Origin of the sequence: Citrobacter sp. CK180 (assembly GCF_030333655.1) — a bacterium.
Taxonomy (GTDB): domain Bacteria; phylum Pseudomonadota; class Gammaproteobacteria; order Enterobacterales; family Enterobacteriaceae; genus Citrobacter_B; species Citrobacter_B koseri.
The window spans coordinates 204,431-226,106 of sequence record NZ_JAOWFM010000054.1 but is presented as its reverse complement, the minus strand read 5'-3'; the positions used below and the strand labels follow the sequence as shown (position 1 = coordinate 226,106).

Below are 21,676 nucleotides of genomic sequence, written 5' to 3'. Positions count from 1 at the left end.
CTTTACACTTTTTGACACTACAGACCCATACCGATCAGCCTCTTCAGGTCAATCCTTTGTATTCAACAAGTTAGTAAATACACAATGGCATTGTGTTGTTTTACCCTGTGGACCAGTGGCCCAGCCGGGCCACCCTGGAGGCGTCCGCCTCCCCTGTGCGCCTGTGGCGCGTTATCTTGTGGCAAGCAATACAAACCCACAGGGTTAAGAGTGGTAGCGCCACAGGCGCATACAGACAACGGGCCTACAAAGGCCCCATGAGGGGCGAAGGCTTTCGCCCCGATTGGTATTGAGAACAACTATCGTTTACAAATGATATTGATTCTCATGTGGAGAATAAAAAGCTGGGGATTTTTCTTGAGGGTAAATTGAAAATTTGCCAGGCAAGGCTATAACGAAATGATAATTAATTACGCACAAATACAAGAGGTTAGAGGCGCTGGGGGAGTCTGATCACCTTGCTAGCTTTGTGGTGATAGTACATTAAGCAACCATCTTTTACCCACTTAAACAGGCCATAAGGGCCGTTTCTCTCCCCTGTCGGGTCATTACTCTGCCATTAAACGCGATTAAACCCGATTTAATTCACTAAAAATACACATCTTAAAATTAATCATTTTTGTCGTTTACAAGTACATGTTTTTGATCAAGAATTCATCATAAATAGGATCTGGAGGGTACAGAATGAATTTCGTAGAAGGCTGTAAATCAGTTCAGGAAGTAAAAGCGGTAGCCGTCGAGCTACTCAAACAGGGCAAGGGGCTGACGCTGTACCGTGACGCCTGGTTACTTGGTTATGAATTGATGCTCAGGGTGTCGGATCTGCGCTCCATAAAGTACGACGATATAAAAGGCGATCATCTTGTACTGGCCCAACAGAAAACGGGGGAGTCTGTCCGGGTGAGACTCACCGATACCGCTAAACGCATCATAGCGGCCCGGAGAGAGGCGAACCCTGATCATGTGTACCTCTTACAGTTGGACAGCCACAGGAGCAAAGGAAAGCCTGTGAGCCGCTCTAAATTGCATGAGGAAATTAGCTACGCCGGGGAAAAGCTGGGGCTGAATCTTTCGACCCACAGCATGAGGAAGAGTAAACCAACGATTGGTTATGACAATGGGGAGGATATAGCCGTAATTAGTAAAGCATTAGGGCACAAATCGTTATCCAGTACGCTCCATTACATTGGGGCAACACAACGCAAAGTAGATGATTTTAGTGATAAATATTCAATTGAGGTTGCCGAATGATTTCGGTGAAACGGCGAAGCCTTTCATGGGCTAGCCCACAAAGAGGATTTGTTATGAGAAGTCAAGCCGTCTTAAATTCTGCCCGCCGGGCGCGTCGTTATGGTGTCGGGGTTTTACTGTCTGTCCTCGTTATGGGAACCGTTGGGATAGATGACGCTAAAGCCGGGACCATTACCATGAGTAACCCACAGGAAGAAACCACAGACAGCGGTAAGCGCCTGTGTATCTATTCCAACAGTATTTACACGTTTACCACGGTAACCCGGTCCCAGAATTGCCCGTACAGTAAAACGTTCGATACAGAGGATGCCGAATGACACAGGAAAGAGAAAGAGAGGCGCAGGAGATCCGGCAAGATACAGCCCGCGCCACACTTACCAGATAGTAAGCTATAGCAGAGTACCAAAAAGAAAAGGCTCCCACCAGGGGAGCCTTTTGTTAGTTACCGCCTTGAGTCAGGAGGTTAAATTGTTGCTGATTATTATGCTCAATCTCGGACTGTACAAGTCCCTTGATCTGCCCGTCCTGAACTTTAACGGCAACATTAACGTTCAATGGTTGGTTAAGCCAGCTTGGGGGAGTCATCAGTGGATTACCCGGCACACTCACCACGGTAGATGTTGTCGGCGGGTTAAACGTTGGCGTAGGAGCCACATAACCCGGATTAGAGTATGAGCTTACCCAGCCTGATTTATCCTCTGGTTTGGCAAAGTCTGGATTAGTCGGAAGGTCTGGGCTGTGGATGAAATCCCACATTTTACCCAGCGGGCTATCTTTCTTCAGATTGCCCCCGGCGGTGGTGTCCTGCCCGTACATGAAATCGTTAGCATCAAGGATTCTATCCCAGACATAATCCCCGCCAACAGTCCCGATTGCTGTAGCCCAGCCAACAGCGCCACCAGACAAGGCACCTAATCCGCCCAGCTTCCCGGTACGTGGTCCCCGTGCTTTGGTGTCCTTCCCTTTCTGATTTGGCTTCTCGTTATCAATACCACCTGTGGTAGCTGCCTCAATGCCACCAATAGCGGCTATCCCCTTCATGACTCCCAACAGCTTAGTGAGTGGGTTTAACATGGTGAGAATCCACTTGAAAGCCCCGCCCAACTTCCAGACGCTGGAGGCAAATAACGCAACGCCTGCGGCGTACGCTGCCATTTCACCCCATGCCTTTAACTGCTCGCCAGTGATACCCATCTTAGAGGCATAAAACTCAATGAGCCGTGCAACCAGAACAACGGTATCGTGAAGCTCTAAGAATGCATCAGTGGCACCCGACACTATCTGTCCGGCAATATGCCCGAACACCTCAAGTGCTCCGCCTGCGCCGTCTACAGCCGCCGCTGCACTATCGAAAGCGCTGGTCAGTGACTCACCAAAGCCAGAAGTGAAAAACACGTTCATGGCGTTCTGCATACTAGTTTGTAGGCGCTGCCAGCTTGCCCGGTTGGACTTCATAGCCTTATCCAGAGCGCCGCCGTTACGAGCAAGTTTCTTGAGTTGGTCCCCAACAGCCGGGAGCACATCCTTAGCTAATACTTTTCCTTGCCCAACAAGGTCTTGAAATTGTTCTTCAGTGACGTTTTTACCAAAGGCTTGGTTATAGGCATCGGTAAAGATACCAATAGCTTTAGGTACGGCGTCACCGAATTGTTGGCGGAGTTCTTCCATTGACACTTTGGATTTGCTCGCCATCTGCTGAAGTGCCAGCAAGGCGCGGGAGCTTTCTTCGGCGGAGAGTCCGAGGACTGTTCCATATTCAGACAGTCCCTCAAACACATTTTTGGTCTGTGCATCGGACAGTTTGCCTTGTGTCGCTGCGGAGAATTTGGCGTACTCTTTACCTACTTTTAGCAGGTCCAGACCCAGACGACCAGACTGATCGCGGAGGTAGTCCATTTCCTTCGCTGCTTTCTCACTGTCACCAGTTACAGCCAGTAGGGTGGACTCCAGAGAGGCGAAATCCTGCCCGGTAGTCATGATCTTGCCGGAGAGCGCCACAGTGGCGGCAATGGTGATCGCCCCGCCTGCACCCTCGATCATGCTGGTATCAAGTTTATTAACTTTGGCGGTTACCGGGATTGTGTAGCCACGCATCCCAACTTTGCCTTGCTGGCGCATAGTCTGCTGGAGGCGCGAGACACGGGCGTTATATTCCTGCAATGCCATAGCGCCTGCGTGATACTGGCGGGTAAGCTGTGCAAAGTCTTGCATGTGTCCGGTACGCTGTGGCCCGGTCAGTTGGGCGTTCGCCACTGCGGTGCTAAACCGGATACCCTTAGCGCGGATGGTCTGGATCTTACGCTCCGATGCCAACTGTGCCTTGGCGGCGGCTGCTTCTGCTTTGGCTTTGGCTTTGGCCTGTGCAATGGCTTGCTTTGCTGCTTCGTCCTGAACCTTACGGCGGGCTTTGGTGTAGGCGTTCTCCTCAAATTTGAAGCGCAGGGGCTTCATTTTGGACGCTACTTTGTCCCACTCCTTACCTACCTGTTTGATACGGTTTACGGTGCGTTGATAGCTGTTTTTATCGGTCGTAAAGGAGGTGCGGTTGATCGTTTTGACGATCACTACGTTACCCTGTGCCATTAGTTAGCCCCTTCCAGTTTGGAAGCCCGTAGTGGACGGCTAGACTTGTTGATTTCCACATAGCGGAGGCCTTCTGCACTCTTCATCAGAAGAGGGACGTTGCGACCATTAGCGGCCCCACCTTGACCAGTCATATGGGTCAATGCAATTCCCCGGCTCTTAATGGTGCGGCCCTTCTGGGCGCTGTCTGTAGCCGCTGCGAGGGTGTCGCCGTACTTATCGATCAGCGCTTCCAGTTCTGCCTGGGCGACGGCGGATTTGGTCACGTTGGCCTGTACGGCTTCTAGCCGCTCCAGGGCTTTGGCTTGCTCGATCTGAGCCAAAAGGTTTTTATATGCTTCCACGGGTGATCCTTACTTGGAAAAAAGGTAATAGAGGTGGTAGAGGCTTACCAGTACATAAAGTGACCAAAGAGGCCACCTTCCGACCAGCAGAAATAATAATTTCATGAGGTTAATCCCACGGCTGGCGCGGGCTGCGGACTGATTTAAGTTAAATCAGGAAAAAGGTGTGAAATGAAAATTACGGGGTTATGTGAGATTTACCGGGCAGCTAACAGACAATAGGGAAATGGGGTGATTGATTCCAAAATTCACATAATCAAAAAGCTGGGTCTAACTCCCACTCTCTGGACGGCTCTTTGATTTCCCCTCTCGGGTATACGGGCACCACCTCCCCCGGTTGGGGATCAGCTTGCTCCACCGTTTCCACCTTCTCACTGTAAACCGTCATCAATGCGATCGGCGCTTCAGGTCCTGGCGTTGATGGCACAACCTCCGCCACCGTGGGCGCTTCTACAGGCTCCGCTGTGTGGTTGGACTCCTGCACCTCTTCCCGCTCCGCTGTGGCCCGCTGTGGACGTGTGGCGGACGGCTTAGGCGTAAGCGCTGCATCTTCTGTGTTTGCTTCAACAATAGGCAGGCATACCAACAGATCCACATCATGCGGGCCACGTCCGACACACTCGATCATGCCTGCCTTTTTCAAAGCGCCGATCACGTTGCGGGCTGTTCTCAGTGAGCACATGAGAAAATCAGCTAATTCAGCCTGACCAAAAGCGGACGGCATCCCCTGTTTAACATGACCGTTAGCCATACGCTGATCACGGTTGAATGAAGCGATCAAGTCGTATGTCAGGACCATCTCCAATGAGACTTTTACGCCGTTGTACGTTTTCAAGCGGCGCAAGGTTCGGGACGTTTTCACAAAGTCCTTAGAATACAGCTTATTTAGAAATTCGGGTGCTGCTGCGGTCATTCTGTTTTCCTTCTGCGGAAGCGGCTAAAAGGGGGTGTTTTTCAAGGTAGGCGGCTAACGCCTGCTTAACGATAGTGTGGGGGGCACCGCCCCCGGCGCGGACCAGTGCATACAGCTGATCGGCCTGTTCTTTCGGAAAATCAATTTTCATAATGTGATCTCCTGTAATTCTGCGATATCTTCATCGGTCTGGGCCAGACCGAACCACTGGCCCCACCACGCCGCTGTGGCGGAAATTGCCGGGTTGCCGATGGTTACCATCTGCGCCGGGCTTACCGTTTCTAACATTTCCCGAATATCGCTGTAGAGGTACGGGGCTGTCTTATCGTCCTGAATGGCTTCAATCATTTCGCAAACGTAGCCACTCAACCAACGGGAATTACTCAAATCAGTAAAGGTGTGCATCATGTTTCCTCTCCAAAACGTGATTAATTAGTGAACGATCACGGGTAACTCGCCAGTGATTTTTTCGAAGTGATCCATAGAGAAAAGCATCAGGTACGTCATACATTCGTCGAACGATAGTTCTATACCTTTTGCATGGAATAACGATTGGAACGCCAGCACCACAGAGGCTTGAAGGTCTGTAGACTTTAACGCATACGCCGCTACGGTCGCCTTAAGCTCTAAAGCCTTCTCTGCGTCCATGCCGTCAAAGTTGACTGCTAAACGTTGGGCCTGCCTCAAGACGCCACTGGCGGCACACTTGGTTAATTCTAAAGCCCGGGTAATGGCGACCACTTCCGCTTTTTTGCCCTGCTTCTTGTATCGGCTGCGCTGCTGGAATAACGTTTCGCGGGTTACATCGCCGTGATCCACATTTCGAACCATACGATCGACATCAAGATAAACTGACACTTGCATTCTCCTGTTTTGTTGTTTATAATTCCAGAGAGGAAATCTTAGAGGTTATTAACAACCTCTTGACAGTATCTATTTTATCCCGGATTGCAGGAAATTGCAATAACCGGAGTGTAATTTATTGACTTCTGTTTGGGTTTGTGCATTGAGTCAGGCGGGGAGCCATATGGGACACTGTAGGCGGATTTCACCTACCGCTTAAACTCTGCGCCTATCGAGCGGTATCGCGTCCTGATGGCTACCCTGTGGGGTATGCGTTTAGATGCACTGTAGCGGGTTCTGTGTGGCCTCTGTTGTGGTCCTGTGGGTAGACTCCGCGCCGGGCCCCCCCCCGCCGCCCAGATGTCACCTTACATCGTGCGGTGTTACCCAAAGAGCAGAAAAGACACTCGCTGGAGCGAGTTCTGTTTCTGCATTCCCAAAACTGGGGGAGTCACATCGAGGATGTTTTCCCCCAATACGGGAACAGGGTTCCCTGTCTAAAGAGTCAATCTCTCTTGATTGTTCAATCAATGATTAACCCTCAATCTCTTTAAGGTCTTGACCTGGCCCTTAAGGGCGTAAGCCCTCTTATCAAAAGGTGTGTTAATAAGGGTTCATCTTATTAATCTTATAGTAGGCAGATTTTGCCTAACTTCGGGTATTAGCTTAGGCAGATTTTGCCTGACTTTAGAAGTTGGGCAGGAATTACCGGATCAGAAAGTTAGGCAGATTTTGCCTAAGCTACCCTACCGGGTCCAACCTGACACACCTAACCAATCTCATGATCGGTACGCCAATCTGACATACCCCGGAAATATTTCCGCCTGTGAGACTCCACATGTGGGAAACAGGCCCACGGCCTAAAACCTGGTAAGGCCGATCAGGCCGAGAAGGTTTTAAGAGTGATATAATAACGAATGAAATAATTAATTGTGATAACAATTAGTTATTGAATGAAATTATTATATAAGATTAAATAAACCGGACCCGGAGGGCGAGCGTAGCGAGGGTTTAGTAGTTATATACTCTAGTGTGCCTTTCGGGCTACATACTTTGTTATCAGTTTGCATAACATAATCACACCCCGCCCCCGCCGTAACTACTCCACACAACCCCGCCTAATACACATCCTGACGAGGAAGTCAACAACAAAATGAAATAATTATTGCAAATGATAATCATTCGTGTTAAACTAATATTCATGGTGTGAGATATGCGTTAGGTCTCCAACTCACCATTGACCAGCCTCACGCTTCCCCACCTGTCAGAGTCGCAACGTATGCATCAGAATCTGACAGAGACGCCGGGCGGACTATCTCCCCGCCCCGGCCCTCACACAAAGTGCTCTCCTTCATATCATAAGCCTCGCGCCTATCGGGGCTTATTCTAAACTCTCCTCCTTCACTGTGGCCCCTTCCGGCGATACGGGTTACATGGTGTTGTGAGGGGAGTTTAGAATATTGATTTCTCTCCAGAAAATGCGGGTCTCCTCGCATCCCGAAAGGGCACAGCCTCACAGACAGGTGATTAACCTGTAAAGGTTTCCGGGCGCGTTCAGGGCGTCCGTTTTCCTCTGTGGCTTCTTTGTCGAACCATGAAAGCAAATCATGTAAGGCATCGAGGCTACACAGGAAAATCAAGTGGATAGTAAAACGTTACGTAGCCTTTGGTCATATCTGCGCCTCCTTCGCGGTATGGCCTTTCTTTTTTGTGGTTATTTGCCTGATGGTTTCCGCCCCCGTAGGCCTGATAGTGAGTATCCACACAAAAGAAAGGCGCAACGCTTCTCTACCTTCCACATGAGGTGTGGGATCGGGGCTGGTGATGAGGTTCATAGATGAACCTCTGATCCTATTCTGCCCTCTCCTGTGTCTCCAATATCTGATCGTGAGTTCTCCCCAACTCACCAGACCGCCCGGTGCAACGCCGGGTATCTCTCTGCGGCCTTGCCGCTTCTCCATACCTCTCTAAGGATTCAATAATGAAAACTTCCGAGCGCTACCCTGTAACCCAGGGCGATGTAATCGTGAATGCGGCCTCGACGCTGTTTGATCGTACTGAAGTGACTGCTCCGTCACTGCCTGAAACTGTCTATTGCGGCGACATTTTGGACAGCAAAACTTACGCACTGTTTGACGCTGCCGCCGAGGATGCGGGCGTACCATTCATCAACCTGTCTGATATGTCCGCAGATGGCAAGCCTAAAACGCTGGTCATTTGTGACAGACACCTTGTGATCACTGACTTCTATTTACGTGCTGCCGATGAGGCGAGCAAAAAAGAAGCACTGCGCCGCCTGACAGCCTCCGGTGATATTCGTCTGGCTATCAACGCCGATTACTACAAAGCATAAGGAAATCACACGATGGCTATTGATTTTAAAAGTTTCGAATCTCTGGATCTGGTTACCGCAATTAAAGACGTCCCGTCTGGTAATTACCTGATCTCTGATCTGGGTATCTTCACCGATGTTAACTCAACCACTCCAAACGCCCAGATTTTAGATATTGTGGAAACCCAGGTTAGTGAACTGGAACAGGTAGCAGCCAACGGCACAGAAGTAAACAGCATCAAGATGGATAAAACCATCCTCCGCGCTCAGGAGCTGCCGCATTACGCAACAGAATCCGATGTGAAAACCGCCGATTGGATGGGGCTGGTAAGCCCACAGAACCCGGATCAGGCTGCTGCAATTACTCAGGTAATCGCTGATAAAGCTGTCCGTATGCGTAACTATCATCTGGAAACTGTGGAAGCTACTTTAGCCCGCGCCCTGTTCCAACAGAAAGCGAAAGCGGCTAAAACAAACGATGGCGACGTCGATTTCAACGTGGTGTTTGATACCGCCCCGCTGAGCTTCGATCTCGACGGATCAGCAGGCGCTAACGTCTATGCACAGCTTGCGAAGATTCGCCGCATGTTGGTTAAAGAGTATGGCGCGAGCCGCTCCTATCTGGAGCGTTTCTACTGCTTCGCATCCCCGGATCTATATGACGTTCTGGCGAGCCACCCAGAAATAACCAGCCTGATCACCAACAAAGTGGCGGAAGCTGCAAAAGGCGCTCTGATCCCGGTTAACACTGCGGGTTATGACTCCTTCAGCATTGGGAACATTACTTTCATTCTGGCGGACGATGACCGCTACGAAATCGAAGAGGGTTCCGGCCTGTTCGTTCCTAAGTTTAAAGCGGCTGATCGGAACCCCATGAAGCTGGTACACGGACCAGCGCAGCGCCACCAGGATATCTCGGTTAAGGGTGTGATCGCTCCTTACTACCAGAAGATCACAACTGACCGTTACGGCATGGTTACGGTACACAGTGAAGCGGCATTTATCCCGCTGAACCTGCGCCCGAACTATACGCTGAACGTTAAGCTGAAGTAATGCAGAATGCCCCCGGCTCCCGCTGGGGGTTATCCTTCCGGTCATATTCATTTTTACTTTTTTTTTCCATTTTGAGGTGTTTATGAAGGTACAAATCAACGTGAGCGGTATCGGTCAAGTGTATGTTTCTGGCGACGCTAGGGTGATCAATCGTGCGGCGCTGTGCAAAGAGTTGGGGCTGTGTAATGTCACATTCTGCCGCCTGGAAGCCCGTCACGGCTTTGAATATGCGCTGAACGTCCTGCTTGCAAAACGCCGCACAAAAGATAAGGCGTAAAAGCCGCACAAAAGTAATATGACACTGAATTCTAAGAGGCTGGCCCGTAGGGGCTGGCCTTTTTTGTTTCTGTATGGTTAGTACAATTGCCTAGCCTGTATGAACATCAATACATAACAGGGAAATACTATTTTTTCTTACAGCTTCTGTTGTCATAAAACGTGCCAAAGAGAGGTTCCCCTTCTTTGTTCTCAACAGATACAAGTACAACGGCATTTTTACTCATAATCAGAGGTCTAATCGCCAAGTTATTACAAACGAGTAGACCTTTTATACCGTAGTCATCCTTAGCCACTTCATTGATAAATTTTTCATCATTGGAATCCACTCGAACAGTGTAGGTCAAAGAATCAATGCTCTGTGGTGGAAGCTTCACAACCCCCTTACTGGTTTCCATAGATGGAATATACCCATTCAGGGTTGAAATTTTCACACTAGTAACAGTAAACACCCCCTTTAATAAATCAGGGGGGAGATCCAAGGACGGTTTATGGTTATCAGCATGATCACCAGCAAAAGCTACAGCCCCCACGAAGCAAGATAACAGTATTATTCGTTTCATTGTTTTGTCATTTTATGCGCCGATTGATGTAACACATTGAGTTATACATACTGAGGATATTCGGTGTCATACAAGAAGTACAACACCGACAATACAAAAAAGCCAACTTATTGATTTAAAAAGAAAAAATAAAAGACTTGTGCGCCTTCACAGGCGTCGAACAGGATAATCAACGGCGCTTTACAGCGCCATTTTAAGGCCGCGTAGTATACAGAGTTGCGCCCTTATAAGAAAGGTTTAACGTCACCAACGCCTTCGCGCAAGACAACCGGAGAATCATCGGTTAAATCAATCACCGTGGTCGGTTGCTGGCCGAGGTAACCGCCGTGAATGATCAAATCGACCTGTTTTTCCAGGCGGTCTTTGATCTCTTCCGGGTCGGACTCGGTAAATTCGCTGCCGGGCAGCATCAGCGAGGTGGAGAGCATCGGTTCGCCCAGCGCTTCCAGCAGTGCCAGCGCGATCGGGTTCGACGGCACGCGCAGACCGATTGTTTTCCGTTTTTCCTGTAACAGGCGGCGCGGCACGTCTTTCGTTCCCTTCAGGATAAAAGTGTAGTTGCCCGGCGTATTGTTTTTAATTAAGCGAAAGGCGACGTTATCGACAAACGAATAGGTCGATAACTCAGACAGATCCCGACACATTAGCGTGAAGTTATGCCCGTCCGGCAGGTGGCGAATGCGGCAGATGCGCTCCATCGCCCCTTTATCTTCGATTTTACAACCCAGCGCATAGCCGGAATCGGTTGGATAAACAATCACCCCGCCTTTACGCACAATTTCAACCGCCTGATTGATCAGCCGTTGTTGCGGGTTTTCAGGATGAATATAAAAAAACTGGCTCATACTTCCCTCACTGTGGTGTTTGTGGCTCTTCCCACAACTGCCATACGCCTTCGACGCCTGCTGGCAGCCAGAGCTTGCGACCCAGTTCAATCCACGGGCACGGCTGATGAAAATCAGAACCTTGTGATGCCCATAAATGGTGCTGGCGCGCATAGGTCGCCAGTTGGGTTCGCTCATTGGGCGACTGCTGGCATTGCGCCACTTCCATCGCATCACCGCGATGCAGCGCAAAATACGCAATCAACCTTTTCAGCCACTTAGCGCTAAGGTCGTAGCGGCCCGGATGGGCCAATACTGCCTTACCGCCAGAATGATGAATCACATCAATAGCTTGTTCTATTGTACACCACTGTGGCGGAACGTATCCGGTTTTCCCACGCGCAAGGTATTTTTTAAAAACATCGGCAATGCTCCCGGCTTTGCCGCACTCCACCAGAAAACGGGCAAAATGCCCGCGCGTCACGGCCCCACCGTCGGCAAGCCGCAAAGCGCCTTCCCACGCCCCAGGAATATGCGCTTTCTCCAGACGCTCGGCAATCAGACGCGCACGCTGCTGACGACGTTCGGTTTGTTTCGCCAGGAACGCGCACATCGCCGGATGCGCAATGTCGATATTCAGACCCACAATATGGATCTCATGATTTTCCCAGACAGTTGAAATTTCCACGCCAGGAATCAGGTTCAGGACAAGCCCGGAACGTGAAATTTCTTCTCTTGCCGCCGGAATAGCGGCTGTGGTGTCATGATCGGTGATCGCCAGTGTGCCGACTCGCATCTCTACCGCACGATGTACTAACGCTTCTGGCGTTAACCGACCATCGGACGCCGTTGTATGACTGTGCAGGTCGTAAATCACTGCGTAATTCGTGTCGCTCAAGGCGGCTCCCGTCTTAATAAATGTTCTTTCACAAACATCATAACGGTTCCGGCAAATATACTGAAATCAGGTGTTGACTTTATTTCATCGAACTAGTTAACTAGTACGCAAGTTCACATGAAGAAGGTATCTGAGATGAAAGCAACATTCGTACTGCACGGTTGGTGGCGCACTTCCTGATTTCGGGCAGTGTATGACGTCTGCAATAAGCAACCAGATACCCGGCCCGCCAGATGAGCGGGCTTTTTTTTGAACAGAATGAATGAGAATAACGATGCAAATACAAAAACCAACACTCGAATTGCTTTCCTGCAATGCCGCCTACCGTGAGAACCCGACGGCGTTGTTCCATCAGGTTTGTGGCGACCGCCCGGCAACGCTTCTGCTGGAATCCGCTGATATCGACAGTAAAAATGATCTGAAAAGCCTGCTGTTGGTCGATAGCGCGCTGCGTATTACCGCTGTGGGTGACACTGTCACTATCGAAGCGTTAACGGATAACGGCGCATCCCTGCTCCCGCTGCTGGATGCCGCGCTGCCCGCAGGCGTTGAAAATACAGCGCTGCCCGGCAGCCGGAAGCTGCACTTTCCCGCAGTAAGTCCGCTGTTAGATGAGGATGCGCGTCTGTGTTCGCTGTCGGTATTTGACGCATTCCGTCTGTTGCAGAACCTGGTGAATGTGCCTGCTGAAGAGCGCGAAGCCATGTTTTTCGGCGGTTTGTTTGCCTATGACCTGGTGGCGGGATTTGAAGCGTTACCGCAACTGGAAGCCGGTAATCGCTGCCCGGATTACTGTTTCTATCTGGCGGAAACGCTGATGGTGATTGACCATCAGAAGAAAAGCACCCGTATTCAGGCAAGCCTCTTTACCGATAATGAAGCGGAAAAACAGCGTCTGACGGCGCGCCTCGCGCAGCTGACGCAGCAATTAACCGAACCCGCGCCGCCGTTGCCCGTTACACCAGTGCCGCAAATGCGCTGCGAATGCAGCCAGAGCGACGAAGAGTTTGGCGCCGTTGTGCGTACCATGCAGAAAGCGATTCGCGCAGGAGAGATTTTCCAGGTGGTGCCTTCCCGCCGCTTCTCATTACCCTGCCCGTCACCGCTGGCGGCCTATTACGTACTGAAAAAGAGCAACCCAAGTCCATACATGTTCTTTATGCAGGATAACGATTTCACCCTGTTTGGCGCCTCCCCGGAAAGCTCGCTGAAGTACGACGCGACCAGTCGCCAGATTGAGATTTACCCCATCGCCGGCACTCGCCCGCGCGGTCGCCGTGCCGACGGCTCGCTGGATCGCGATCTCGACAGCCGCATTGAGCTGGAGATGCGCACCGACCATAAAGAGCTGTCTGAACACCTGATGCTGGTCGATCTGGCGCGTAATGATCTGGCGCGCATTTGTACTCCCGGCAGCCGCTACGTTGCCGACCTGACGAAAGTCGATCGTTATTCGTTCGTTATGCACCTGGTGTCCCGCGTGGTGGGTGAATTACGCAGCGATCTGGATGTGCTGCATGCTTATCGCGCCTGTATGAATATGGGCACGCTGAGCGGCGCGCCAAAAGTTCGCGCCATGCAGCTTATCGCCGGTGCCGAAGGGCGTCGTCGCGGCAGTTATGGCGGTGCGGTGGGCTACTTCACCGCGCATGGCGATCTTGATACCTGCATTGTGATTCGCTCTGCTCTGGTGGAAGACGGCATCGCCACCGTGCAGGCCGGTGCCGGAATCGTGCTGGATTCTGTTCCGCAGTCTGAAGCCGACGAAACCCGTAATAAAGCGCGCGCGGTTCTGCGTGCTATTGCCACCGCGCACCATGCACAGGAGATTTTCTAATGGCTGACATTCTGCTGCTCGATAACATCGACTCTTTTACTTACAACCTGGCAGATCAGCTACGGGCCAACGGCCACAATGTGGTGATTTACCGTAACCATATCCCGGCGCAGACCTTAATCGACCGTCTTGCGACGATGAAAAACCCGGTGCTGATGCTTTCTCCTGGACCAGGCGTCCCCAGCGAAGCCGGTTGTATGCCGGAGTTGTTGACCCGTCTGCGCGGCAAGCTGCCCATTATCGGCATCTGCCTCGGACATCAGGCGATTGTTGAAGCCTACGGTGGCTACGTCGGTCAGGCGGGCGAGATTCTCCACGGCAAAGCGTCGAGCATTGAACATGACGGACAGGCGATGTTTGCCGGTCTGGTGAACCCGCTGCCGGTTGCTCGTTATCACTCTCTGGTGGGCAGCAACGTGCCTGCGGGGCTGACGATTAACGCCCATTTTAACGGCATGGTGATGGCGGTACGTCACGACACAGATCGCGTCTGCGGTTTTCAGTTCCACCCGGAGTCCATTCTTACTACGCAAGGTGCGCTGTTGCTGGAACAAACGCTGGCCTGGGCGCAACAAAAACTGGAGCCGACCAATACGCTGCAACCGATTCTGGAAAAATTGTACCAGGCGCAAACCATGACCCAGCAGGAAAGCCACCAGCTTTTCTCTGCCGTGGTCCGTGGCGAACTGAAGCCAGAACAACTGGCGGCGGCGCTGGTCAGTATGAAAGTGCGTGGCGAACATCCGAATGAAATCGCTGGCGCCGCTACCGCGCTGCTGGAAAATGCCGCGCCGTTCCCGCGCCCGGACTATCTGTTTGCCGATATTGTCGGCACCGGCGGTGACGGCAGCAACAGCATCAATATCTCCACTGCCAGCGCCTTTGTGGCGGCGGCCTGCGGACTGAAGGTGGCCAAACATGGCAACCGCAGCGTCTCCAGTAAATCCGGTTCGTCCGATCTGCTGGCGGCATTCGGTATCAATCTGGATATGAACGCCGATAAATCGCGTCAGGCGCTGGACGACCTGGGCGTCTGCTTCCTGTTCGCACCGAAATACCATACGGGTTTCCGTCATGCGATGCCGGTTCGCCAGCAGCTTAAAACCCGCACCTTGTTCAATGTGCTGGGGCCGCTGATCAACCCGGCTCACCCGCCGCTGGCGCTGATTGGCGTCTACAGCCCGGAGCTGGTGCTGCCCATTGCCGAAACCCTGCGGGTACTGGGTTATCAGCGTGCGGCGGTGGTTCACAGCGGCGGTATGGATGAAGTGTCGCTGCATGCGCCAACCATTGTGGCTGAACTGCACGACGGCGAAATCAAGAGCTACCAGCTCACGGCGGAAGACTTCGGCCTCACCCCGTATCACCAGGAACAGCTGGCAGGCGGCACGCCGGAAGAAAACCGTGACATTCTCACCCGCTTGTTACAAGGTAAAGGTGAAGCCGCTCACGAGGCCGCTGTCGCTGCGAATGTCGCCATGTTAATGCGCCTGCATGGTAAGGAAGATTTAAAGGCTAATGCGCAAACTGTGATTGATGTACTGCGCAGTGGCGCAGCTTATGACCGGGTTACCGCACTGGCGGCAAGAGGGTAAATGATGCAAACCGTTTTAGCGAAAATCGTCGCGGATAAGGCGATCTGGGTAGAAGCCCGTAAGCAACAACAACCGTTAGCCAGTTTCCAGAATGAGGTTCAACCAAGTGCCCGCCATTTCTATGATGCGCTGCAAGGCACGCGTACCGCATTTATTCTGGAGTGTAAAAAAGCGTCCCCCTCCAAAGGGGTGATTCGTGATGACTTCGACCCCGCGCAGATTGCCAGTGTTTATAAACATTACGCGTCGGCGATTTCCGTTCTGACCGATGAGAAATATTTTCAGGGGAGTTTTGACTTTCTCACTGTTGTCAGCCGTATCGCGCCGCAGCCGGTTCTGTGTAAGGACTTCATCATCGATCCTTACCAAATCTATCTGGCGCGTTACTACCAGGCCGATGCCTGTCTGCTGATGCTCTCCGTACTGGATGACGAGCAATATCGCCAGCTTTCCGCCGTCGCCCACAGTCTGAAAATGGGCGTGCTGACGGAAGTCAGTAACGAAGAAGAACTGGAGCGCGCCATCGCACTGGGTGCGAAAGTCGTCGGCATTAATAACCGCGACCTGCGCGATCTGTCGATTGACCTTAACCGTACCCGTCAACTTGCGCCAAAACTGGGGCACGGCGTGACCGTGATCAGCGAGTCCGGGATTAACACCTATGCACAGGTGCGCGAGCTAAGCCACTTCGCTAACGGTTTTCTGATCGGTTCTGCGTTGATGTCCCATGCCGATCTGCACGCCGCCGTGCGTCGCGTGCTGCTTGGCGAGAACAAAGTCTGCGGCCTGACGCGCGGGCAGGATGCAAAAGCCGCTTACGAAGCAGGCGCCATTTATGGCGGGCTGATTTTTGTTCCCTCGTCGCCTCGCGTCGTAAATCTCGACCAGGCGCGCGAGGTGATAGCCGCCGCCCCCCTGCAATATGTCGGCGTATTCCGCAATACCGCTATCACCGAGGTATGTGAAAAAGCGACCACCTTGTCGCTCAAGGCCGTGCAACTGCATGGCAGCGAAGACCAGGCTTATGTCGATGCTCTGCGCGCCGCATTACCGGAACAGGTACAAATCTGGAAAGCGCTTAGCGTGGGCGACACACTGCCTGCTCGTGATTACCAGCACGTTGATAAGTACGTTCTCGATAACGGCCAGGGCGGCAGCGGCCAACGTTTTGACTGGTCGTTATTGAACGGTGAAACGCTGGACAACGTATTGCTGGCGGGTGGATTAGGCGCAGACAACTGCGTGGAAGCGGCAAAAACCGGCTGTGCCGGTCTCGATTTTAATTCTGGTGTAGAGTCACAGCCGGGCATCAAAGATGCACACCTTCTGGCCTCGGTCTTTCAGACACTGCGCGCATATTAAGGAAGAAAACATGACAACATTACTCAATCCCTACTTTGGTGAATTTGGCGGCATGTATGTCCCGCAGATTCTGATGCCTGCCCTGCGCCAGCTGGAAGAAGCGTTCGTCAGCGCGCAGAAAGATCCGCAGTTTCAGGCCCAGTTTGCCGATCTGCTGAAGAACTATGCAGGCCGTCCAACCGCGCTGACCAAATGCCAGAATATCACCGCCGGCACCAAAACCACGCTGTATCTGAAGCGTGAAGATTTACTGCACGGCGGCGCGCACAAAACAAACCAGGTACTGGGTCAGGCGCTGCTGGCGAAACGCATGGGTAAAACAGAGATTATCGCCGAAACGGGCGCAGGTCAGCATGGCGTGGCTTCCGCGCTCGCCAGCGCCCTGCTCGGTCTGAAATGCCGTATCTATATGGGCGCAAAAGACGTCGAGCGTCAGTCGCCAAACGTCTTTCGTATGCGACTGATGGGCGCGGAAGTGATCCCTGTACACAGCGGCTCCGCCACCCTGAAAGACGCCTGCAACGAAGCGCTTCGCGACTGGTCCGGCAGCTATGAATCCGCGCACTATATGCTCGGTACTGCGGCAGGCCCGCACCCGTTCCCGACCATCGTCCGTGAATTTCAGCGCATGATCGGGGAAGAGACGAAAGCGCAAATCCTCGAAAAAGAAGGTCGTCTGCCGGATGCCGTGATTGCCTGCGTGGGCGGCGGCTCCAACGCAATCGGCATGTTTGCGGACTTCATCAACGAAACCAGCGTAGGTTTGATTGGCGTCGAACCTGGCGGCCACGGGATTGAAACAGGCGAGCACGGCGCACCGCTGAAGCATGGGCGCGTAGGCATCTATTTCGGCATGAAAGCGCCGATGATGCAAACCGAGGAAGGGCAAATTGAAGAGTCCTACTCCATTTCCGCCGGGCTGGATTTCCCGTCCGTTGGGCCGCAGCACGCGTATCTGAACAGCATTGGTCGCGCCGATTATGTGTCGATCACCGATGACGAAGCGCTGGAAGCCTTTAAAACGCTCTGTCTGCATGAAGGGATTATCCCGGCGCTGGAGTCGTCCCACGCCCTGGCTCACGCCCTGAAAATGATGCGTGAAAATCCAGAAAAAGAACAATTGCTGGTCGTTAACCTTTCCGGTCGCGGCGACAAAGACATTTTCACCGTACACGATATTCTGAAAGCGCGAGGGGAAATCTGATGGAACGCTATGAAAACCTGTTTGCACAGCTGAAGGATCGCAAGGAAGGCGCATTTGTCCCCTTCGTGACCCTGGGCGATCCTTCCGTTGAACAGTCACTGAACATTATTGATACGCTGATTGAAGCCGGCGCCGACGCCCTTGAACTCGGCATTCCGTTCTCCGATCCGCTGGCAGACGGGCCGACCATCCAGGAAGCCACGCTGCGCGCGTTTGCCGCAGGCGTAACGCCTACGCAATGCTTTAAGATGCTGGCGCTGATTCGTCAGAAACATCCGACGATTCCGATTGGTCTGCTGATGTACGCCAACCTGGTGTTCAGCAAAGGGATCGACGAATTTTACGCGCAGTGCGAGAAAGTCGGCGTGGATTCCGTACTGGTGGCGGATGTGCCTGTTGAGGAGTCTGCGCCCTTCCGTCAGGCGGCATTACGCTACAACGTGGCGCCGATTTTCATCTGCCCGCCCAATGCCGATGACGATCTGTTGCGCCAGATAGCCTCTTATGGCCGCGGCTATACCTATCTGCTTTCGCGGGCAGGCGTGACGGGCGCAGAAAACCGCGCCGCATTACCGCTGCATCATCTGGTGGAAAAACTGAAAGAGTATAACGCCGCGCCCCCGTTGCAGGGCTTTGGCATCTCTTCCCCGGAACAGGTTACAGGTGCCATTGAAGCCGGCGCCGCCGGGGCGATTTCCGGGTCAGCGATCGTTAAGCTCATCGAGAAAAACGTCGCAAACCCCGGGCAGATGCTGACCGAGCTGAAAGCGTTTGTCACGGCAATGAAAGCCGCGACCCGCGCATAATATTGCGCAGGCAACAGGCCCGATAATGCCATGCTTATCGGGCCAATCCCGTCATTCCCTCATCTGCTTCATTTTGTACATTTCGTTATCCGCATCCTGAATAGCCGTATCCAGATCGCGGGTTACTTCTGCGACGCCCCATGACACCGACAGCGGTACAACATGACCATCAACCATAAATGCATAATCATTTATCTGGCCGGTTATCCGCTCCGCGATGGCTATCGCGTCACCGATCTGCGCGCGGTAAAGCAAAATAACGAACTCATCGCCGCCGGTACGAATCACCAGGTCATGACTGGTGCGGGTGTTAGAGAGCATTCTGTTGGCAATGATTTGCAACGCCCGGTCTCCCGCCACATGCCCCCAGGTGTCGTTGATGGCTTTAAACTTATTACAATCCAGCAGCACCACGCAGCTGCGCGTTAAATCCCTGCGCTTCACAATATCAAGGATCTTGCGGTTAAAGCAGCCCGTCAACGAGTCGATATACACCTTCAGGTCGCTCGCGTTCAGCCAGAATTTTAAGCCGAGAAAGATCAGGATAAAGAAGAATGGCGCCAGCAGAATCGCAATCCCGGCCTGCGTGTCGTATCTGACGAACCGATGCAGAGAGAGTGAAGAATGGAACGCATATTTTGCGGACATTGCACGGATGGACTCCCCGGCGACAGGCTGGCAATCACCGCTCAGGCAGAGATTTTCCTGCGTGGGCGTATGCACCAGAGCCACATTAAGGCCGGGTGGAATATGATGTTCAAAGGCCTCCGTCAGCGCCTCCTGTAGCTCAGGTTTAGAATGGTCATACACCAGATACGCAACGATATGATCGGAGATCTCTTTTCCAGAAAGATCGTAAATATAACTGACTACGCTGTACGCTTTTTCATTCGTGATTTTGTCCGTATAAAAGTCCGTTGAACTAAGCGACTTGGATTTGACATTCTTTTGCAGCAGACGCGTATAAAAGCCCACGGGCGGTAAGAAAAAGTCGGTGATATCGCCCGCCATTTTAGAGTCGCTAAAATAGAAGGGTTTTGCATCTGCTGGCGTGAACCAATAAAAATAGCTGGCATCTTTGGCGATAATGTAGCGATGCGCGGCATAATCCCCCGGATTAAGGGTGTTCATCCGATCCCGAATAAACTCCGCCGCCGCAAACATACATAAAGCGTTAATATTGGGCTGACGGGAAACAATAGTGCCCGTTGCGGAATGGATCCGCGCCCGGTCGGCATTGATTCCCCATGAATCCGCATCCCTGGGGGAAAACCTTGAGAGGTTGCCGCACTGCCCGGCATTTTTGATCTGGTGATAGCGAACCCCTGTCGCATCGGCGATGAGTTCGTTATCGTTGAAAATATCCATCATCCGCGTTTGCAGACGACTCATCCCTTCATTCACAACGGCCTGTCGTTGTTCGTAAATAATAAAGAGATACAGTGAAGTAAAAAGTAAAGTGATAAGCGCTGACATCAACAACGCCTGGCTATTTCTTAGGCTGTCCTGAACAATCTTCACTGAGGCACCTTAAGCCTGAATCGCGGGGCCGAATACGTTAGTAGATTTTGCTGATACAGTACAGTTTTCAGTGATTAATCATCTCCTTCAATCGGGTGTCCCGCCCTGCGAATAGCCTCACGGCAGTCACTGACGCCAGCGGCGTACCCGGCTTCAATCTCACAAACCGGACTCGAACTGCAATAAGGTAAACGGACGGGCGTAGCAATATTCTCTTCCAGCGCATCAATCTTATGCATTACATCCAGCAGCATACGCAGCGCCTGTAAAGTGAACTCAGCCTCTTCATCTCTGACTATCGATTCCAGGGTCGCGATTTTTTGTTGCAGAAGGGTTTGAGTTACTATCATCGTCAATGCTCTCAAAACAGGCTTGTTTCAAAGATAGCATCTCAGGGAGAGGTATGATGTTGAAATCAGCAGAATATAAAAAGCGGGCTGTATGACAGCCCGCTTTTTAGATAGGTCACATAAACTCAGAAACGATAACCGGCAGAGAACATAAATACCCACGGGTCGAGGCGGACGCTGTCATGCTGCTGGGCACCACCGAGTTTATAGCTTGCGGTAGTATCGATATCCATATACCAGACCGACATGTTAATTAACCAGTCCCGGTTAATCAGGTAATCCATACCCACCTGCCCGGCCATTCCCCAGGAATCCTTCAGACTCAGATCGGACAACCCTGTCTCTTTACCATTGTTGTTGAAACCTTCGTCAAAGAAGGTGGTGTAGTTTACACCTGCGCCAATATAAGGACGCAGTTTGCTACTGGCGTCGCCAAAGTACCACTGCGCCATTAATGTCGGCGGCAGGTGACGCACGGTAGCGATATCACCGGTATCCCCTGTCCCAATTTTATGACGGAACGGCGTCGCCGCCAGCAGTTCAATACCAATGTTGTCGGTTGCCATATAAGTAAAAGTCAAACCGAGTTGCGTATTGTTACTGACGTCAAAACCGTTCAGATGCCCCAGCGTTCCGCCTGCCCCTTCCGTCGGTCTCACGGTCGCCGAGCCCGCACGGATAAAAAACTCACCGCTCTCATGCGCAAGCGCACTACCAGAGAGAAGAGTACTTACTGCCAGGGCTGCCACTGTTAACTTTTTCATATCCGCTCCATCGTTATGGTTATAAATGCGTCACGAATATACCTACAATGGAGTAATAAGTGATCCAATACAGATCACATTAGGTCCTGTAATTTAACCTTTATTGATCCAGATTAATTTAGAACTTGCATCTAAAATCCTGGTTAAAGCCGTTTGAATCAAATTTTCCGAATTTTAGTGATAAATGGCCTTTTTCAACCAGGCGGATGGATTGTAAAAGAGAGGACGGCTGGCGCTTTCGCAGCAAAAATTACCCGCGCTTTACAAAGATATGCTTTTCCATACACCCCGTGATGCTGCCACTGTAGAGTTATCCAGGGTACAATTGCCCGCAAATTAACACCTGCAAAACTCAAG

At 51.8% G+C, this 21,676-nt stretch carries 22 protein-coding genes, 2 pseudogenes and 1 other annotated feature; of the genes and pseudogenes, 12 read left to right on the top strand and 12 right to left on the bottom strand.

Annotated elements, in window-relative coordinates; all coding sequences use genetic code 11:
* Positions 1 to 684 precede the first annotated feature (684 nt).
* A complete protein-coding gene (locus OGV50_RS17810; RefSeq protein ID WP_286488680.1) occupies positions 685 to 1,251 on the top strand; it encodes a tyrosine-type recombinase/integrase in 567 nt (188 codons plus the stop codon).
* Between the two features lie 131 nt (positions 1,252 to 1,382).
* Positions 1,383 to 1,568, top strand: coding sequence for a hypothetical protein (locus OGV50_RS17805; RefSeq protein WP_286488707.1), 186 nt, complete (start codon positions 1,383 to 1,385; stop codon positions 1,566 to 1,568).
* A gap of 121 nt (positions 1,569 to 1,689) precedes the next feature.
* Here OGV50_RS17805 and OGV50_RS17800 read toward each other — a convergent pair whose 3' ends face one another.
* The 6 genes from OGV50_RS17800 to OGV50_RS17775 all read right to left on the bottom strand — a co-directional run bounded on the left by OGV50_RS17800 (position 1,690) and on the right by OGV50_RS17775 (position 5,955).
* Positions 1,690 to 3,834, bottom strand: a complete 2,145-nt coding sequence (locus tag OGV50_RS17800; RefSeq protein WP_286488679.1) for a tape measure protein — start codon at positions 3,832 to 3,834, stop codon at positions 1,690 to 1,692.
* Entirely contained in the window at positions 3,834 to 4,178 is a 345-nt protein-coding gene (locus OGV50_RS17795; RefSeq protein WP_286488678.1) for a phiTE-211 family phage-derived protein, read from the bottom strand. Before OGV50_RS17795 ends, OGV50_RS17800 begins: the two co-directional genes overlap by 1 nt.
* Before the next feature lie 256 nt (positions 4,179 to 4,434).
* The gene (locus OGV50_RS17790; protein ID WP_286488677.1) at positions 4,435 to 5,091 is read right to left on the bottom strand and encodes a hypothetical protein; all 657 of its coding nucleotides are present in this window, start codon (positions 5,089 to 5,091) and stop codon (positions 4,435 to 4,437) included.
* The gene (locus OGV50_RS17785; protein ID WP_286488676.1) at positions 5,060 to 5,242 is read right to left on the bottom strand and encodes a hypothetical protein; all 183 of its coding nucleotides are present in this window, start codon (positions 5,240 to 5,242) and stop codon (positions 5,060 to 5,062) included. The genes OGV50_RS17790 and OGV50_RS17785 overlap by 32 nt, the downstream gene beginning before the upstream one ends.
* Complete coding sequence (locus OGV50_RS17780; RefSeq protein ID WP_286488675.1) at positions 5,239 to 5,496, bottom strand: hypothetical protein; 258 nt, start codon at positions 5,494 to 5,496, stop codon at positions 5,239 to 5,241. Before OGV50_RS17780 ends, OGV50_RS17785 begins: the two co-directional genes overlap by 4 nt.
* A 27-nt stretch (positions 5,497 to 5,523) precedes the next feature.
* On the bottom strand, positions 5,524 to 5,955 hold the full coding sequence (locus OGV50_RS17775; RefSeq protein ID WP_286488674.1) for a hypothetical protein: 432 nt from the start codon (positions 5,953 to 5,955) through the stop codon (positions 5,524 to 5,526).
* A 1,960-nt stretch (positions 5,956 to 7,915) separates the two neighbouring features.
* Here OGV50_RS17775 and OGV50_RS17770 point away from each other — a divergent pair.
* The 3 genes from OGV50_RS17770 to OGV50_RS17760 all read left to right on the top strand — a co-directional run bounded on the left by OGV50_RS17770 (position 7,916) and on the right by OGV50_RS17760 (position 9,596).
* Positions 7,916 to 8,287: a hypothetical protein gene (locus tag OGV50_RS17770; RefSeq protein WP_286488673.1), complete on the top strand. Its 372-nt coding sequence runs from the start codon at positions 7,916 to 7,918 to the stop codon at positions 8,285 to 8,287.
* Positions 8,288 to 8,299: 12 nt separating this feature from the next.
* Positions 8,300 to 9,319, top strand: coding sequence for a major capsid protein (locus tag OGV50_RS17765; protein WP_286488672.1), 1,020 nt, complete (start codon positions 8,300 to 8,302; stop codon positions 9,317 to 9,319).
* Between the two features lie 82 nt (positions 9,320 to 9,401).
* Positions 9,402 to 9,596 (top strand): hypothetical protein, encoded by a 195-nt coding sequence (locus OGV50_RS17760; protein WP_286488671.1) that lies wholly within the window; start codon positions 9,402 to 9,404, stop codon positions 9,594 to 9,596.
* A 127-nt stretch (positions 9,597 to 9,723) separates the two neighbouring features.
* On the opposite strand, the gene OGV50_RS17755 is transcribed toward OGV50_RS17760, so the two are convergent.
* The 3 genes and pseudogenes from OGV50_RS17755 to rnm all read right to left on the bottom strand — a co-directional run bounded on the left by OGV50_RS17755 (position 9,724) and on the right by rnm (position 11,880).
* A complete protein-coding gene (locus OGV50_RS17755; protein WP_286488670.1) occupies positions 9,724 to 10,158 on the bottom strand; it encodes a hypothetical protein in 435 nt (144 codons plus the stop codon).
* 224 nt (positions 10,159 to 10,382) lie between these two features.
* Positions 10,383 to 11,003, bottom strand: a complete 621-nt coding sequence (locus tag OGV50_RS17750; protein ID WP_012132222.1) for an L-threonylcarbamoyladenylate synthase — start codon at positions 11,001 to 11,003, stop codon at positions 10,383 to 10,385.
* Positions 11,000 to 11,880 (bottom strand): annotated as a pseudogene (rnm, locus tag OGV50_RS17745) (RNase RNM). The gene OGV50_RS17750 and the pseudogene rnm overlap by 4 nt, the downstream one beginning before the upstream one ends.
* A 135-nt stretch (positions 11,881 to 12,015) precedes the next feature.
* Between rnm and trpL the strand changes: the two are divergent.
* The 6 genes from trpL to trpA all read left to right on the top strand — a co-directional run bounded on the left by trpL (position 12,016) and on the right by trpA (position 18,684).
* Positions 12,016 to 12,060 carry a trp operon leader peptide gene (trpL, locus tag OGV50_RS17740; protein WP_012905981.1) on the top strand — a complete coding sequence of 15 codons (45 nt, stop codon included), beginning with the start codon at positions 12,016 to 12,018 and terminating at the stop codon, positions 12,058 to 12,060.
* Positions 12,037 to 12,131, top strand: a sequence feature (Trp leader region). It overlaps the preceding gene by 24 nt.
* 23 nt (positions 12,132 to 12,154) lie before the next feature.
* Entirely contained in the window at positions 12,155 to 13,717 is a 1,563-nt protein-coding gene (locus tag OGV50_RS17735) for an anthranilate synthase component 1 (RefSeq protein ID WP_200090653.1), read from the top strand.
* Positions 13,717 to 15,312 carry a bifunctional anthranilate synthase glutamate amidotransferase component TrpG/anthranilate phosphoribosyltransferase TrpD gene (trpD, locus tag OGV50_RS17730; protein ID WP_012132219.1) on the top strand — a complete coding sequence of 532 codons (1,596 nt, stop codon included), beginning with the start codon at positions 13,717 to 13,719 and terminating at the stop codon, positions 15,310 to 15,312. Before OGV50_RS17735 ends, trpD begins: the two co-directional genes overlap by 1 nt.
* A gap of 3 nt (positions 15,313 to 15,315) precedes the next feature.
* A complete protein-coding gene (gene trpCF / locus OGV50_RS17725; protein WP_200090979.1) occupies positions 15,316 to 16,674 on the top strand; it encodes a bifunctional indole-3-glycerol-phosphate synthase TrpC/phosphoribosylanthranilate isomerase TrpF in 1,359 nt (452 codons plus the stop codon).
* A 10-nt stretch (positions 16,675 to 16,684) separates the two neighbouring features.
* The gene (gene trpB, locus OGV50_RS17720) at positions 16,685 to 17,878 is read left to right on the top strand and encodes a tryptophan synthase subunit beta (protein WP_012132217.1); all 1,194 of its coding nucleotides are present in this window, start codon (positions 16,685 to 16,687) and stop codon (positions 17,876 to 17,878) included.
* Complete coding sequence (gene trpA, locus OGV50_RS17715; protein ID WP_200090654.1) at positions 17,878 to 18,684, top strand: tryptophan synthase subunit alpha; 807 nt, start codon at positions 17,878 to 17,880, stop codon at positions 18,682 to 18,684. Before trpB ends, trpA begins: the two co-directional genes overlap by 1 nt.
* A gap of 51 nt (positions 18,685 to 18,735) precedes the next feature.
* On the opposite strand, the gene OGV50_RS17710 is transcribed toward trpA, so the two are convergent.
* From OGV50_RS17710 to ompW, 3 genes are all read right to left on the bottom strand, one after another.
* Positions 18,736 to 20,205 carry a GGDEF domain-containing protein gene (locus OGV50_RS17710; protein ID WP_200075776.1) on the bottom strand — a complete coding sequence of 490 codons (1,470 nt, stop codon included), beginning with the start codon at positions 20,203 to 20,205 and terminating at the stop codon, positions 18,736 to 18,738.
* Between the two features lie 74 nt (positions 20,206 to 20,279).
* Positions 20,280 to 20,555, bottom strand: coding sequence for a hypothetical protein (locus tag OGV50_RS17705; RefSeq protein WP_200090655.1), 276 nt, complete (start codon positions 20,553 to 20,555; stop codon positions 20,280 to 20,282).
* Positions 20,556 to 20,680: 125 nt separating this feature from the next.
* Positions 20,681 to 21,319, bottom strand: coding sequence for an outer membrane protein OmpW (ompW, locus tag OGV50_RS17700; RefSeq protein WP_047463524.1), 639 nt, complete (start codon positions 21,317 to 21,319; stop codon positions 20,681 to 20,683).
* A gap of 250 nt (positions 21,320 to 21,569) precedes the next feature.
* On the opposite strand from ompW, the pseudogene OGV50_RS17695 reads away from it, so the two are divergent.
* Positions 21,570 to 21,659: pseudogene (locus OGV50_RS17695) on the top strand (YkgJ family cysteine cluster protein); the annotation flags it as partial.
* Positions 21,660 to 21,676: the final 17 nt, after the last annotated feature.

What these genes read in the sequence shown, in the direction of transcription:
- OGV50_RS17810 (WP_286488680.1), top strand. Translation starts at nt 685, where the DNA reads ATGAATTTCGTAGAAGGCTGTAAATCAGTTCAGGAAGTAAAAGCGGTA.
- OGV50_RS17805 (WP_286488707.1), top strand. Translation starts at nt 1,383, where the DNA reads ATGGGAACCGTTGGGATAGATGACGCTAAAGCCGGGACCATTACCATG.
- OGV50_RS17800 (WP_286488679.1), bottom strand. Translation starts at nt 3,834, where the DNA reads ATGGCACAGGGTAACGTAGTGATCGTCAAAACGATCAACCGCACCTCC.
- OGV50_RS17790 (WP_286488677.1), bottom strand. Translation starts at nt 5,091, where the DNA reads ATGACCGCAGCAGCACCCGAATTTCTAAATAAGCTGTATTCTAAGGAC.
- OGV50_RS17785 (WP_286488676.1), bottom strand. Translation starts at nt 5,242, where the DNA reads ATGAAAATTGATTTTCCGAAAGAACAGGCCGATCAGCTGTATGCACTG.
- OGV50_RS17780 (WP_286488675.1), bottom strand. Translation starts at nt 5,496, where the DNA reads ATGCACACCTTTACTGATTTGAGTAATTCCCGTTGGTTGAGTGGCTAC.
- OGV50_RS17775 (WP_286488674.1), bottom strand. Translation starts at nt 5,955, where the DNA reads ATGCAAGTGTCAGTTTATCTTGATGTCGATCGTATGGTTCGAAATGTG.
- OGV50_RS17770 (WP_286488673.1), top strand. Translation starts at nt 7,916, where the DNA reads ATGAAAACTTCCGAGCGCTACCCTGTAACCCAGGGCGATGTAATCGTG.
- OGV50_RS17765 (WP_286488672.1), top strand. Translation starts at nt 8,300, where the DNA reads ATGGCTATTGATTTTAAAAGTTTCGAATCTCTGGATCTGGTTACCGCA.
- OGV50_RS17760 (WP_286488671.1), top strand. Translation starts at nt 9,402, where the DNA reads ATGAAGGTACAAATCAACGTGAGCGGTATCGGTCAAGTGTATGTTTCT.
- OGV50_RS17755 (WP_286488670.1), bottom strand. Translation starts at nt 10,158, where the DNA reads ATGAAACGAATAATACTGTTATCTTGCTTCGTGGGGGCTGTAGCTTTT.
- OGV50_RS17750 (WP_012132222.1), bottom strand. Translation starts at nt 11,003, where the DNA reads ATGAGCCAGTTTTTTTATATTCATCCTGAAAACCCGCAACAACGGCTG.
- OGV50_RS17735 (WP_200090653.1), top strand. Translation starts at nt 12,155, where the DNA reads ATGCAAATACAAAAACCAACACTCGAATTGCTTTCCTGCAATGCCGCC.
- trpD (WP_012132219.1), top strand. Translation starts at nt 13,717, where the DNA reads ATGGCTGACATTCTGCTGCTCGATAACATCGACTCTTTTACTTACAAC.
- trpCF (WP_200090979.1), top strand. Translation starts at nt 15,316, where the DNA reads ATGCAAACCGTTTTAGCGAAAATCGTCGCGGATAAGGCGATCTGGGTA.
- trpB (WP_012132217.1), top strand. Translation starts at nt 16,685, where the DNA reads ATGACAACATTACTCAATCCCTACTTTGGTGAATTTGGCGGCATGTAT.
- trpA (WP_200090654.1), top strand. Translation starts at nt 17,878, where the DNA reads ATGGAACGCTATGAAAACCTGTTTGCACAGCTGAAGGATCGCAAGGAA.
- OGV50_RS17705 (WP_200090655.1), bottom strand. Translation starts at nt 20,555, where the DNA reads ATGATAGTAACTCAAACCCTTCTGCAACAAAAAATCGCGACCCTGGAA.
- ompW (WP_047463524.1), bottom strand. Translation starts at nt 21,319, where the DNA reads ATGAAAAAGTTAACAGTGGCAGCCCTGGCAGTAAGTACTCTTCTCTCT.